Source organism: Kerstersia gyiorum (assembly GCF_004216755.1).
Lineage (GTDB): Bacteria > Pseudomonadota > Gammaproteobacteria > Burkholderiales > Burkholderiaceae_B > Kerstersia > Kerstersia gyiorum.
This window is the reverse complement of record NZ_SGWZ01000001.1, coordinates 182169-196147: the sequence shown is the minus strand read 5'-3', so window position 1 is coordinate 196147 and position 13979 is coordinate 182169. Positions and strand designations below refer to the sequence as shown.

9 protein-coding genes are annotated in these 13979 nt (G+C 63.8%); 4 read left to right on the top strand and 5 right to left on the bottom strand.

From position 1 onward, the window contains the following. Nucleotides 1-117 precede the first annotated feature (117 nt). The 3 genes from mnmE to EV679_RS00855 form a co-directional block, all read right to left on the bottom strand. Nucleotides 118-1545 carry a tRNA uridine-5-carboxymethylaminomethyl(34) synthesis GTPase MnmE gene (gene mnmE, locus EV679_RS00865; protein WP_130486321.1) on the bottom strand — a complete coding sequence of 476 codons (1428 nt, stop codon included), beginning with the start codon at nucleotides 1543-1545 and terminating at the stop codon, nucleotides 118-120. A gap of 491 nt (nucleotides 1546-2036) precedes the next feature. After that, nucleotides 2037-2528: an SET domain-containing protein gene (locus EV679_RS00860; RefSeq protein WP_242611429.1), complete on the bottom strand. Its 492-nt coding sequence runs from the start codon at nucleotides 2526-2528 to the stop codon at nucleotides 2037-2039. A 533-nt stretch (nucleotides 2529-3061) separates the two neighbouring features. Beyond that, a complete protein-coding gene (locus EV679_RS00855; RefSeq protein ID WP_130486320.1) occupies nucleotides 3062-5716 on the bottom strand; it encodes a DNA topoisomerase III in 2655 nt (884 codons plus the stop codon). Between the two features lie 61 nt (nucleotides 5717-5777). Here EV679_RS00855 and EV679_RS00850 point away from each other — a divergent pair, with 61 nt between their 5' ends. Next, on the top strand, nucleotides 5778-8582 hold the full coding sequence (locus EV679_RS00850; protein WP_165389923.1) for a GDYXXLXY domain-containing protein: 2805 nt from the start codon (nucleotides 5778-5780) through the stop codon (nucleotides 8580-8582). Between the two features lie 25 nt (nucleotides 8583-8607). On the opposite strand, the gene EV679_RS00845 is transcribed toward EV679_RS00850, so the two are convergent. Then, a complete protein-coding gene (locus tag EV679_RS00845; protein ID WP_242611409.1) occupies nucleotides 8608-9441 on the bottom strand; it encodes a bestrophin-like domain in 834 nt (277 codons plus the stop codon). Between the two features lie 167 nt (nucleotides 9442-9608). Beyond that, complete coding sequence (locus EV679_RS00840; protein WP_130486318.1) at nucleotides 9609-10595, bottom strand: sugar-binding transcriptional regulator; 987 nt, start codon at nucleotides 10593-10595, stop codon at nucleotides 9609-9611. A 183-nt stretch (nucleotides 10596-10778) separates the two neighbouring features. On the opposite strand from EV679_RS00840, the gene EV679_RS00835 reads away from it, so the two are divergent. Genes EV679_RS00835 through EV679_RS00825 form a run of 3 tightly spaced genes read left to right on the top strand, consistent with a single transcriptional unit; the run spans nucleotide 10779 to nucleotide 13977 of the window. Continuing rightward, entirely contained in the window at nucleotides 10779-11540 is a 762-nt protein-coding gene (locus EV679_RS00835) for a 5'/3'-nucleotidase SurE (RefSeq protein WP_127772890.1), read from the top strand. Beyond that, nucleotides 11537-12622 (top strand): ABC transporter ATP-binding protein, encoded by a 1086-nt coding sequence (locus EV679_RS00830; RefSeq protein WP_130486317.1) that lies wholly within the window; start codon nucleotides 11537-11539, stop codon nucleotides 12620-12622. Before EV679_RS00835 ends, EV679_RS00830 begins: the two co-directional genes overlap by 4 nt. 56 nt (nucleotides 12623-12678) lie before the next feature. Further along, complete coding sequence (locus EV679_RS00825) at nucleotides 12679-13977, top strand: ABC transporter substrate-binding protein (protein WP_130486316.1); 1299 nt, start codon at nucleotides 12679-12681, stop codon at nucleotides 13975-13977. Nucleotides 13978-13979 lie beyond the last annotated feature (2 nt).

Here is a 13979-nt window from a genome sequence, read left to right as displayed (position 1 = left end):
GTTTGGCTGAGGGGACAGACGTAGCGGGTACAGCCGGCCTGTGCGGGCCGGGTAGGCCGAGGGCCTGCGGGAACGACGAGCGTGCCGCCGCGCTGTTCCTGTCACTGTGAGTCTGGCTCACTTCCCGATGCAGAAGCTGGAAAAAATCATCCCCAGCAGATCATCGCTGCTGACCTTGCCAGTGATTTCACCCAGCGCTTCATGTGCCAGCCGGAGTTCCTCGGCGAACAGGTCCAGGACGGTGTCGTTTTGGGCGGCGTGCAGGGCTGCCATTTCCAGGTGGGCGCTGGCGAGGTTCAGGGCTTCGACGTGGCGGGCGCGGGCAAGCCAGGGGGAGGCTTCGCCCGGGGTCCAGCCGGCGAGTTGCAGCAGTTGCTGCCGCAGCGCGTCCAGGCCGTCGCCACGCTTGGCGGAGATGCCGATGGTGGTCAGGGCATGGCGTGTGTGTTCCAAACCGGCCACGGGCTGATCCTGGGCGCTTGCCGCCGTGGCTGGCTGCCAGGCCGTGCCGGTGTCTTTTTCCACCAGGTCGATTTTGTTGAAGACTTGCAGCACCGGTACGCCCGGGCGGCAGTGTGCCAGGATGCGGGCGCTGATGGCCTGTACCGGCAGGCGGGCGTCCTGCAGGTGCAGGACGATGTCGGCGTTGGCGATTTCGTTCCAGCTGCGCTCGATGCCCAGGCTTTCGACGATGTCGTCGGTGTCGCGCAGGCCAGCGGTGTCGATGATGTGCAGCGGGACGCCGTCCAGGTGGATTTCCTGGGTGACTTTGTCGCGCGTGGTGCCGGCGATGGGCGTGACGATGGCGATGTCTTCGCCTGCCAGGGCATTGAGCAGGCTGGATTTGCCGACGTTGGGTTCTCCTGCCAGCACGACTTTCAGGCCGTCGCGCAGGGCCACGCCCTGGCGGGTTTTGGCAAGGATGTCCGCCAGTTCTTCGCGCAGGCCGGTCAGGGTGGCGGCCGCCTGGTATTTTTCCAGGAAGTCGATTTCTTCTTCGGGGAAGTCCAGCGTGGCTTCGACCAGAATGCGCAGGTGGATGATGCGTTCCGCCAGGTCGTTGACTTTGGCCGAGAATACCCCTGACAAGGATGCCACAGCGCTGCGGGCAGCGGCTTCCGAGCTGGCGTCGATCAGGTCGGCGACGGCTTCGGCTTGCGCCAGGTCCAGCCGGCCATTGAGGAAGGCGCGCTGGGTGAATTCACCGGGTGCAGCGAGCCGCAGTCCGTGCGTCCGCCCTGCTTCCAGGCAGCGTTGCAGCAGCCGGCGCAGGACGGCCGGGCCGCCGTGGCCCTGCAATTCCAGCACGTCTTCGCCGGTGTAGGAGTGTGGCGCCGGAAAGTGGATGGCGATGCCTTCGTCGATGGCGCTGCCGTCGTTATCCCGGAAGGGCAGGAAATGTGCATGGCGCGGTTTGAGTTCCTGGCCCAGCAATGCCTGGACGAGCGGGCCGAGCGCCTCCCCGGACAGGCGGATGATGCCAATGCCGGCGCGGCCGGGCGCGGTGGCGATGGCGACTATGGGCTTGGCATCGAGGATGGACATGGCAATAAGCTGTGGATAACTCTGTTGATAAAACACTGGATACGAGAACGGGCCGGGGATGGCAGGTCCGGTGCCGCTGGCGGGCGGTTACGGCGGCATTCCTTGCGAGGAAGGCGACCAGCCGCCTGCCTGCGGTGGCAGGCCCGCGCCTGCGTCAGTGAGGGCCAGCATTGGCGGGGCTGGACATGGCTGCCGCGCAGGACGGTCAGCACGCATCGTACCCGGCAAACGCTGCTTGTGCATCTCCAGGCTATGGCGGGCTGCTGGACGACGCAGGAAGGCCGCATCAGGCCGCTTGTGGATACTTTTGTGGACGACACGGCGCAATTCCCGCCGGTGAAGGTCAGTCTGGGGCAGTCAGGGGCGGCAAGAGCTGGTTGCGGCCGCAAAGGTTGCGGCAAATCAGCCAGCCTGATCTGGTCGAAAGACTCCTGGCCGAACGAGTGCCGGGCGGGGAGTTTGCGACCGGGATGAAACCGGTGCACCAGGCGCTATGTCGCCGCCTTGGCCTTCTTGTCCGCCAGACTGGCGCTTTTCTTGCGGCGTTTGGCCGGTGGCGGGGCCAGCATGGTGCCCCGGCATTCCGGGGCGCCGCACAGGCAGCGATACTGTTCCTTGAGCTTGCGAGTTTGCCGGCCGTCTATTACCAGGCCGTAATCGTAGTTCAGTTCTTCGCCCGCACGGATGTCACGCAGGGCGACAATGTAGATCCGTTTGCCGTGCCGGCCTTCCTGGGTTTCGCAATTGGGGGCGCAGGCATGGTTGATCCAGCGCGAATCATTGCCATCGACACCGCCGTCGATCACGATGCCGCTGCTCAGGGCGAAAAAAAAGGTATGGAAAGGGTCGTCGGGATTGACGGGGTGGCGGCGGTCCGCTTCGTCCTGGTCGATGCGCTCGCCCAGGTATTCGAGAATCCTGGTTCCGGCAGGGATGTCTCTGGCGGCGAATACGCCCTTGCCATGTACCGGAGAGTCCGCCAGGCGGTGCCAGGCGGGTTCTCCGGAGCCCGTCCGGCCAGCGGTACGTACAGCGGCAGGGGTATCCAGGCGCTTGTCCTTGGCTGGGGAACGGGGTTTGCTACTCACGCAATCTGGCCGCTTTTGCCGTTCAGGCTGCCCGGCTGCTGGGCATGTTGCTGCCCGTCTTGCGGCGTTTCATTACGAGGATTACAGGGAACAAACTCACGGCGGCTAGGACGCCAGCCCAGGGAGGTACGCGACGGCGCGCGGTGCTGAATCATGATGATGAGGAACGTGAAAGACAGGCAGTGCCCGACCGGGCGAATTATAGGCCTGCGTTTTTGCACTTGCAGCATTCACTGCCCACAGGGAGTCAGACCGTTCCGAAAAGGCAACAGATCCCCTGCCGGGTGAGGCTGGGGCGCGTGCCATGACCAATGAGGGCCGGGAGTTGTGCTATCGCGCTGCTGGATCAGTGTCAGGCAGCACATAAAGAAGGGCGTGGAAAATTGTTCCACGCCCTTCTTGCGCAACTAGCGGCGACTCCGCCGTGTTTACTCGTCCGCAGCGCCCTTCTTGCTCGCAGTCTTGCGGGCTGTCTTGGTAGCGGCTTTGGCCGGGGTCTTCTTTGCCGCTGTCTTGGTCACAGACTTCGTAGCCGTCTTGGTTGCCGCCTTGGTGGCAGTTTTGGCTGCCGTTTTGGTGGTCTTCCCGGCAGTTTTGGCCGCCGTTTTGCCAGCCGCCTTGCCCCCCTTTTCGGGGCGCGGCTCGAACTCGAAGCCAACCTTGCCATCAGGTTGCAGCACCAGGTAAGCCTTGAACTTGCGGTTGGTCCGGCTGGAAACGAAGCCGTCCAGCAGGTCCGTCCGGCCGTCGCGCAGCAGCTTGGCGACCTGCTCGCGGGAAATCTCCTGCTGCAGTATCACCTTGCCGCAGCGGAAATCCGCCGTGTTCTTGTTCGGCCCCACGGCGTGTTCGCTCACGTAATGCATGCCGTGCTCGTACACCTTGCCGCCACTGATGGGGCTGACGCCAAGCGGTTCCTGCTGTGAAAAATCGGTTTCTTCTTCGTCATCGTCGTCGTTCTGGCCGAAATCGAAATTCAGCTTGAACTCGTCGTCGATGCGCAGGATGGCCGCGAATGGGCGCCCCATCTTGCTGATAAAGCCTTGCAGCGGTCCGATTTCGCGCTTTTCCAGCAGGGTTTCCACTTCCGGCAGCTCGAACGTTCGTCCGCCAGGATGCTTGCTGATGGAAAAATCGCACTGCGTGCAGGCAAAGCGCCGGTAGTTTTCCTTCACGACGCTGCCGCATTTCGGGCAAGGTGTCTTCAGTGTGGCGTAATCACCCGGCACGGTGTCGCGTTCGTATTCCTTGGCGCGCTTGACGATTACTTGCGTCATCTGCGCGATCTCGCGCATGAAGGCATCGCGGTCCAGCTTGCGCTGTTCGATCTGCTTGAGCTTGTGTTCCCATTCGCCAGTCAGTTCCGGCGAGGTCAGTTCCCGTACGTCCAGGCCGGCCAGCAGAGTCATCAGCTGGCGTGCCTTGGCGGTGGGAATCAGGTCGCGGCCTTCGCGGCGCAGATAGCTTTCGTTGAGCAGGCCTTCGATGATCGCGGCCCGCGTGGCAGGCGTGCCCAGGCCGCGTTCGGACATGGCCTCGCGCAGTTCTTCGTCGTCGACCAGCTTGCCCGCGCCTTCCATGGCCGACAGCAGCGTGGCTTCGTTGTAGCGTGCCGGGGGCTTGGTTGCCAGGCCGACGGCTTCCACGTCTTCGGTACGGACCTTCTCGCCGTCTGCGACTGCCACCAGGTTGGCGTCATCGCCCTGGGCCTGGCGGCCGTACAGCACCAGCCAGCCGGGCTGCACCAGCACCTTGCCTTCGGTCTTGAAGCGGTGGCCGTTGACTTCGGTCAGGCGGGTCGTCACGCGGTATTCGGCGGCCGGGAAGAAGACCGCCAGGAAGCGGCGCACCACCAGGTCGTAGATTTTGGCTTCGGCTTCGCTCAGTTCACGCGGTACTTGCAGTGTCGGGATGATGGCGAAGTGGTCCGACACTTTCTTGTTGTCGAAAATGCGGCGGTTCGGGCGTATCCAGCCTTCTTCCAGGATGCGGCGGGCATGCGGATGCACGCCGGCGGCAGCGGATTCGCCTTGCGACAGCGCACCCACGACGTCGCGGCTGGTGGCCACGTAGTCTTCCGGCAGATAGCGTGAATCGGTACGCGGGTAGGTCAGCGCCTTGTGGCGTTCGTACAGTGATTGCGCCAGTGACAGCGTGGCCTTGGCGGAAAAGCCGAAGCGCGAGTTGGCTTCGCGCTGCAGCGAGGTCAGGTCAAACAGCGCGGGCGACAGCTGCGTGCTGGGACGCGACTCTTCCGTGACCGTGCCGGGCTGCTCGCGGCAAGCCGCCACCACGCTTTGCGCGGCGGCCAGCGACCACAGGCGCGATTCGCGTTTTTCCGGGTCGCGTTCGTCTTTCTTGAAATCAGGGTCTATCCAGCGGCCTTCGTACAGGCCGGCGGCGGCAACGAATTGCGCGCGCACTTCCCAATAATCGCGGGAAACGAAGCGGCGGATGCGTTCCTCGCGCTCTGCAACGATGGCCAGGGTCGGCGTCTGCACGCGGCCCACGGGTGTCTTGAAGAAGCCGCCATCCTTGCTGTTGAAGGCCGTCATGGCGCGCGTGCCGTTGATACCCACCAGCCAGTCGGCCTCGGCGCGCGAACGCGCAGCGGCTTCCAGCGGTTGCAGGTCTTCGTCGTCGCGCAGGTTCTCGAAGGCTTCGCGGATGGCGGCTTGCGTCATCGACTGCAGCCAGAGCCGCTTGATCGGTTTCTTGGTGCCGGCGTACTGGGTGATGTAGCGGAAGATCAGCTCACCCTCGCGTCCCGCGTCACAGGCGTTGATGATGTCGACCACATCCTTGCGCTTGATCAGCCGCACCAGCATCTTCAAGCGCTCCGTCGACTTCTTGTCGGCCGGGGCGAGTTCGAACTGTGGTGGAATGACAGGCAGATGGGTAAAGCTCCATTTGCCCCGTACCGGATCATTGGGCGCGACCAGGCCCAGCAGATGCCCGATGCTGGAACTCAGCACGTAACGATCGCTTTCGAAATAATCGCCCTCACGCTTGAAACCGCCGAGGGCGCGTGAGATATCAAGGGCTACCGAGGGTTTCTCGGCAATAATCAGCGTTTTTTCCATGTGTTTCCAAGGAGCGCCTGGCGCCAGGTTGCGGGGAATCATACGGTTGGAGAATCAAGACATGCAAGCGATCAGCCAGGATGAAGTTGGCACGGCAGGCTCGAATTGGCGGAATTTGCTGTCCTCGCAGGCGCTTTGGCTGGGGGCGATCCTCCTTGCCAGCGGGTTGATTTGTCTGCTGGCCGCCAATTGGACTTCCCTCGGAAAGTGGACACGTCTGGTGGGCCTGCAAGTGTTGCTGATTGCAACCGTCGGTCTGGCATTCTGGGATGTCAGGCGGCGCGGGACGAAGGGTAACCTGTTCCTGGCAATAATGATTCTGGCAGCCGTGGGGGTTGGCGCCTTGTTGGGCCTGGTCGGCCAGACCTACCAGACTGGCGCGCAGGGCTGGCAGTTGTTTGCCTGGTGGACCCTGCTGCTGCTGCCCTGGGCGTTGGCGGCGCGGCGGCCGGGCCTGTGGCTGTTCTGGCTGGCCCTCATGAATATCGCCCTGGCGCTCTGGCTGGCGGTAGGCCATAGCTTCCTGGGGGTCAATTACCTGCGTGGCAGCCTGGGCACGTGGCAACAGGCGCTGCCCAATCTGCTGTGCCTGGTGCTCTGGCATGGGTATGGCGAGCGCGTCGGTGCATATGGCAAGGCGGGCATGCGCTTGCTGACTGCGCTGGCGCTCTGGCCCCTGGCGATGGAAGTCGGGTATTGCATCATGGATTTCAGCGGGTACAGCGAACCCATGGGGCCGCTGCTGATCCTGGGGGTCATCTGGCTCGTGGCGTCAGTAGTACTGTGGCGGCGTTCCAGCCGTTCCGGGCACGAGGATTTGTGGGTGCTGGCCATTGTGGGCATCGGCGCCATCGGCGTGAGCCTGGCCTTCTTCCAGTCGGTGCTGAACGATTCGGGCTCCCTGGAAGCCCTGCTGAGCGTGTTGAGCTTCGTCGTGCTGATTGAGGCGGCATGGGTGGCATGGCGGATTTTGCGACTGCACGAGAAAATCACCGGCAAGGCCACTGGCAGTGCGGAAGACATCCCCTTGTCCGTGCAGATCGTGCAGGGTTTCGGTGCCTGGCTGGTGACCCTGTTCGGCATTGGCCTGCTGCTGTTGCTGGGCGTGGTGGAAAGCGAAGAAGGTGCGCTGGTCTTCGGCATTGTGCTGATGCTGGTGTCTGTCCTGATCCTGCGGCTCAGGCAGGCGGCGGAAAAGGCCAGCGCCAGCACGGAAAATGTGGCCCTGAAACAGGCCGCGCCAGGCAGCCAGCTTGCCAATATGGTCGAGCAGATTGGTGTTGCGGCAGGCGTGGCGGGCATGGGATTTGTCGGTTTCGGCCTGGTGATGCTGCTGGAGGAACCCTATAGCTATCTGCTGCTGGGGCTGGCGGCCGTCGTGCTTTACGGCGCCGGAACGGGGCGCATCATCCGCTTCGTTGCTGCCCTGGTGCAGGCAGGCTGCCTGATGGTGGTCGTGCGCTGGCTGTTCTGGGTGAAGCTCCAGGGCGGGGATGCACTGGGCGACATGATCTGGTGGCAGATGGAACAGGGCTGGCATGACCTGCTGCCCATGGTGCCGGATGTCTGGCTGCTGACGGTTGGGGCATTGCTGGCATTCGTGCTGGCCTATGGGCAGCAACGAAAAACCTGGCTGTTGCCGGGCGCGCTGGCCTGGATGCTGGTGGCCCAGGGTGCCATTTTCGGCATGGGCAGCGTCGCGGTGCAGAATTTGCCCGCGCTGCTGCGCCAGGATGTGATGTTTGGCAGCTTTGCCCTGCTGTATGCGATTTTGCCTGCTGCCGTGGCCCTGATGGTGTTGCGCAGTCTGCCGCAGCAGCCCTCGCTGGTTTGGCGCGCAGGCCTGACGGCAATGACTTTGCTGGTGTCGTTGGTCTGCCTGTCGGCGCCGGCCGTCCTGATTGCCATGGTCTGGGTCTGGCTGGGCATCGGGTTGCAGCGTCGCTGGTTGCGGGTTTTCGGGACGCTGGCCTTGTTGTGGGGCCTGTTCGATTACTACTACAGCCTACATATTCCGCTGCTGGAGAAAGCGCAATGGCTGCTGGTGGGCGGGTGCCTGGCGCTGGCTGTGTCGGCTGTGCTGGCGCGCAGCCATAAGCGGCACATGGGTGGTTCGCAGGCGGTAGGTGCCGGCCAGCGAGCGGTTGGTACGCGGGGTGCCCAGGCCGGGTTGGCGGGTGGTTTGCTGGCGGTGCTGGTCGTGGCCAATGCAGGTGTGTTGCGCTATGAAAACATTCTGGCCCACGGCAAGCCGTTGCTGCTCGAACTGGCGCCGGTGGACCCGCGCGCCCTGCTGCAGGGCGATTACATGGATCTGGCTTATGCTGCGGATCGCACTTTGCGCTGGGGGGAAGAGGCCAGCGCTGGTGGCTATGCGGTATTTGCGGCGGGCCTGGAGCAGCCGGCCGAGGTGCTGCGGGTGCAAGCGCACGCGCAACCTCAGGCCAGCGACGAAGTGGTCGTTCCCTTGCGCACAGGTTCATGGGATAACGTCAGCCTGGCGCTGACGGGGGCGTATTTCTTTGCCGAAGGGCTGGAGCCTTATTTCTCGCCCGCGCGCTACGGCGAGTTCCGGGTCGATGAATCCGGCCGCTCGGTGCTGCTGCAATTGCGGGATGCCGACATGCAGCCCATGGCGGCCAGTGGGGACACATCCCCGGTCGGCAGCCGCGAGGCCCCGCCGACTCCCCGGCCGGCTCCCGTCAATGACCTGTCCGGCGCAGCGGATGCCGCACCCGAACTGGCGCCGCCTTCTGCCCGGGAGTTGTCTCCGAAGGAAGAGGCTGAAGTGCGGGCCATCGCGGCTCAGGCGGCTGCCTCGGCCGCTGCCGCCAGTGAGGCGGCAGAAGCCGCCACGAACGAGTAAAGAGCAGGCGGCTGGCCGTTGTTGTTCAGGGTGCCAGGCCCCCGTGGGCCAGCGTGACCTTGATGGCCTGGAGATTGTCGGGGGCGACCTGGATCATGCCCCTGCCGGGTACGTCGATTTCCGCGATCAGGAATAAGGCCAGTGCGGTGATGACGGGAAAGGTGAGGATCAGCAGATTGCTGCCCTGCTTGCCGCGTATGTTGTAGCCGATCATGAAGTTCGAGCACAGGCCGAACAGCAGCAGGATCGCCCAGGCGGCATTGGGCACCTGGCGCCGCCAGCTGGACATGGTTTTCTGCTGGGCGGTATAGAGGTTGTTGCTGGCGTCCAGCGCTGTCTTGATGATGGTGTTCGGGTTCGCCAGCGCAATTTTGCTGATCAGCGTCCACATGCGGGTTTGCAGCTGGATAGCTTGCAGGCGCAGATCGGCGCGCAGCGCATTGTCGTTGGTTTCGAAAAACTGGATGCGCAGCTCCAGGTAATGCCTCAGCATCTGCTCGGCCTGCTCCTGTGTCGATTCTTCCAGCAACGTCGTGTGCTGCAGCGCATTGCCGATGGCAATGGCCTCGTTTTCCTCTGCGGACACGCGCAGGTTGTAGCCGTTGATGGCGAAGGTCAGGATGAAGCCGATCAGCAGGGCAAACAGCGACAGGGCGGCGCCGAGCACGACTTTCAGTTCGTCATCAGAGGTGTTGCTGTGCTTGAAGCGGCGGCCCCAGGTGTATTTTCCCAGGAAAGCCGCCAGCGTCAGGCTGGCCAGCAGGGCGACCAGGGTCGTCCAGGAATAGATGTCGATGTCGAGCAGGTCGGCGTGCATGTGGCGGCAGGAAAAGGTGGCTGGACGTAGGTCTGGTGGCATGGCGGGTTGGTGCCGGACAGCATCCCTACAGGTAATCGGGGTATTTTAGGTCGGCCGGCGCCAAATAAGCGTAACGCCAGGTGTGGCGCCGCCGCGACGCCCTGCCTGCTGTCTGCGATCTGTCAAGCAACTGCTGGTGTGTCGCCCATCCGCCGCCAAACCGCCACCTAACCTCCGCCTGCAAGCCGCAGCATGGCGCGTGCCGCCGTTTCATCCACGATCAGCACATGGGCCTGGGTGGCCGCGATGCCGGCGATCATGGCCTGGGCCTTGCGGGCGCCACAGGACGAAATGACGATGCGGGGAACGGGGGCGAGGCTGGCCGGATGGATGGCCATGACGCGCTGATTGGCCGGATGGTCTATGACCTGGCCGGAGGCATCCACGAAATGGCACAGCACGTCGCCAACCGCCCCGGCAGCCTTCAGGTTGTCCGCCGTGTTCCAGCCGAGCAGACCGCGCCGGAAGATGGAAGCCTGGCGGCTCAGGTCGCCGACGCTCAGCAGCACGAGGTCGAGTTGCCGCGCCCGGGTCTGCAGCTTGGCCATTTCATCTATTTGCCAGAGCGCCTGCGCCAGCGCAGGGTCGGGCACGAATACCGGCGCAGTGATCTGGTACAGCTCGGTGCGGTAGAAATGCGCCAGCTGCCAGGCCACGGCCGACGGGCTGTCCACGCCAGCATGAGTCACCTCGCCCAACAGGGAGACGACGGTGGCGTCGCGCACATGGCGCCAGGCCAGCGAGCGTATCGCGTGGTGCAGCGTGGCACCCCAGCCCACGCCTATGGAAATGCCGTCGGTCATCTGGTCAGACAGATAGCGGCCGGTGGCATGTGCCACGGCCTTGATGGACAGGCTTTCCGACAGCCCGGATACCGGCACGACAATGGCCTGCTGCAGGCGGAAGCGGGCCATCAGGGCCTGTTCCAGTTGCAGCATGTCGCTGCCCCGGCCATTGATGGAAACCTGCACCAGCCCTTCTTCGCGCGCTGCAGCCAGCAGGCGCAGGACTTTGCTGCGGTTCAGCCCCAGCTGGCGGGCGACTTCTTCCTGGGTGAGCTGTTCGACATGGTAGAGCCAGGCCGCGCGCAGCTTCACGTCGTGGGTATCGGGTGCAAGGAAGTCGCTGGCGGAAAGGGGGCTGGCTTCTGACATCGGGGAGGTGGATAGGAAAAGGAACGGAAGCGCGCAGGATAACCCGCCGAATATGTCATTTTCCATCACGTCCCGGGTGTGATGAGAAATGAATAAATGTCATTTTAAGGAAACTTTTGTTCAATAGACTTGCTCGCAAGGCCGGGATGTTCCCCGGAAAATCCACAGAAAAAAAGCGGATATATGCGAGTTCTCATTTCCAACGACGATGGTATCGACGCGCCTGGCCTGGCGCTGCTGGAACGTGCGGCCCTGCTGCTGACCGATGACGTCTGGGTGGTCGCGCCGGACGGCAACCGCAGCGGTTATGGCCATGGTATTACCCTGCGTCGCAGTTTCGAAGTTACGCAGCGCTCGCCGCGCCGCTATGCATGCAGCGGCACGCCTGCCGATTGTGTGATTGCCGGCGTGTCCTGGCTATTCCGTGGCGACCGCCAGCCGGACCTGGTGCTGTCCGGGATCAATGAGGGTCGTAACGTGGCCGAGGATGTTGCGTATTCCGGCACCATGGCGGTTGCACGGGAGGCCGCACTGTGCGGGATTCCCGCCGTGGCTTTTTCCCGTCCGCGGGACAGTGGCGGCGATGAAGATGGCGAGCGCTGGCTGGCCGGGCGTTTGCAGGGTTTCTGGCAGGCCCGCGAACAGTGGGCGCGCGACGGCCACTGGCTCAACGTCAATCTGCCGCGCCGCCTGCCGGCATCGTTGCGCGCGGCGCGGCGCGGCAGTGACAAGGTCGCCACGCAGGTCATCATCCACTCCGAACGCGAGCGCGAGCATGCGCTGATCGAGCCGCTGGCCCTGCGCAACTATCTGGCGGGCGACGGCGACGAGAACGCGTTGATCGACGCTGGCTACGCCACGGTGACCTGCCTGAACTGGCATGGCCATTCGCAGGTGCCGGCCGATATCCTGCATGAAGACGGTGCGCTGGAGCAAATCCGATGAGCGCCCTGTCGATCCAGTCGCTGATGCGCGGTTGGGGCGGCGATCTGGCAGTGAACGACGTTTCCTTCGAGGTGCCGGCGGGCAGCATGACCGTGCTGCTCGGGCCGTCGGGCTGCGGCAAGTCCACCACCTTGCGCCTGCTGGCCGGGCTGGAGAAGCCGGATAGCGGCCGCATATTGCTCGGCGGGCGCGATGTGACGAACTTGCCGCCGGCGGCGCGCGGTTTGTCCATGGTGTTCCAGAACTACGCCTTGCTGCCCCATCTTAGCGTGGCGGAAAACATCGTTTTCGGTCTGAAGATCCGGCGCGTGCCGGCCGCCGAACGGGCCCGGCGCCTGCGCCATGCGGCAGATGTGCTGGGCCTGCAGGACCTGCTGTTGCGCAAGCCCGGGCAGTTGTCCGGCGGACAGCAGCAGCGTGTGGCGCTGGGGCGGGCCATCGTGGCGCGTTCCTCGGTTTGCCTGATGGATGAGCCGCTGTCCAACCTGGATGCGCAGCTGCGTCATGAAATGCGGCGTGAAATCCGTGGCTTGCAGCAGCGCCTGGGCATGACCATGGTGTACGTCACCCATGACCAGACCGAAGCGATGAGCATGGCTGACCAGGTCATCCTGATGCGGGCCGGGCGCATCGAGCAGCAGGCTGCGCCCAGCGAGCTCTACCACCGACCGGCCACGCATTTCGCTGCCAGGTTCATCGGGGTGCCGCCCATGAACCTGGTGCCGCTGGAAACACGGGCGGCGGGTGCCGTGCTGCCGGGAACGGATATCTGCCTGTGGCCCGGACGCGTGGCGCAGCCAGTGACCCTGGGGCTGCGGCCGGAAGACATCAGCCTGGGTGTCATGGGTGGTGTACCGGCAGTGCTGGAGCATGTGGAGTATCACGGTGCCGACCATATCCTGAGTTGCCGCATCGGTTCGGCCACGCTGGCAGTCAGGCATGACAGCCAGTTCTTTGGCAAGCCCGGCGACCAGGTCATGTTGTCCTGGCCCGAGCAGGCCTGCCATTTCTTCAACGGTGCCACCGGCCAGCGGCTGGCGGTGCCGGGTGTTCTGGACATGCGGCAGTCGCTGGCGGCCTGAGTGGCTGGCCACGGCGCCCTTGCCGGTTTTTCCCTCAACGTTCCCCTGGATACGTAATGATTCTGCATACCTTGAAAAAGCACGCTGGCGCAGCCGGGCTGGCATTGGCCGCCCTGACGGCGGGGACCTCGGCAATGGCCGAACCCGTGGATGTTTCGTTCTACTTTCCCGTGGCCATTGGCGGCCCGGTGACGAAGATCATTGATGACATGGTGGCGGATTTCCAGGCCGAGCATCCCGATATTCGCGTGCAGGCCGTGTATTCCGGCACCTATAACGAAACGGCGGCCAAATCGCTGACGGCGGCGCGCAGCGGTAAGCCACCGGCAGCTGCCATCATGCTGTCGACGGAGATGTACACGCTGCGCGACCAGGATGTGCTGGTGCCTATCGAGTCCCTGGTGAAGACGGATGAAGACCGGGCCTGGCTGCAGGGTTTTTTCCCGGGTTTCATGCGCAATAGCCAGAGCGACGGGCAGACCTGGGGCATTCCGTTCCAGCGCTCGACCTCGGTGTTCTTCTGGAACAAGGATGCCTTCCGCGAAGCGGGGCTGGACCCCGAGCGTGGCCCGCAGACCTGGGATGAAGTGATCGAATACGCTGGCAAGCTGACCAGGAAGGATGAAAAGGGCAATGTGGTGCGCTGGGGCATGCAGGTGCCCTCGTCGCTGACGGCCTATTGGCTGTTGCAGGGCTATGTGGCGCAGAACGGTGGAAAGATCGCCAGCGAAGACGGCACGCAGACCTACTTCAATTCCCCTGAAGTGGTCGAGGCCATGCAGTTCTGGGTGGATCTGGGCAGCAAGCACAAGGTGATGCGGCCCGGCGCCATCGAATGGGCGACCACACCCAAGGATTTCTTTGAAGGCCGTACGGCCATGATGACCACCACCACGGGCAACCTGACCAACGTACGCACCAATGCGCCCTTCCCCTTCGGCGTGGCCATGCTGCCGGCAGGCAAGCAGCGCGGCACCCCGACCGGCGGCGGCAATATCTACCTGTTCAAGGATGCTACGCCCGAGCAGCAGCAGGCGGCCTTCACCCTGGCGAAGTGGCTGACATCGGCTGAACGCGCTGCCGAATGGGGGATTCGCACCGGTTATGTGGCAGTACGCCCGGATGCCTGGGAAACCCCGGCCATGAAGGCTTACGTGGCGGAGTTTCCGGCAGCCGCAGTGGCCCGCGATCAGTTGCAATATGCCGTGGCGGAGCTGTCCACGCATGACAACCAGCGCGTGGCGCGCCTGATCGACGACAACATCGAAGCAGCGCTGATCGGCCGCAAGACGGCGCAGCAGGCCATGGATGACGCGCAGGCCGAATCCGAACGCATCCTGCGCCGTTATCGCTGAAC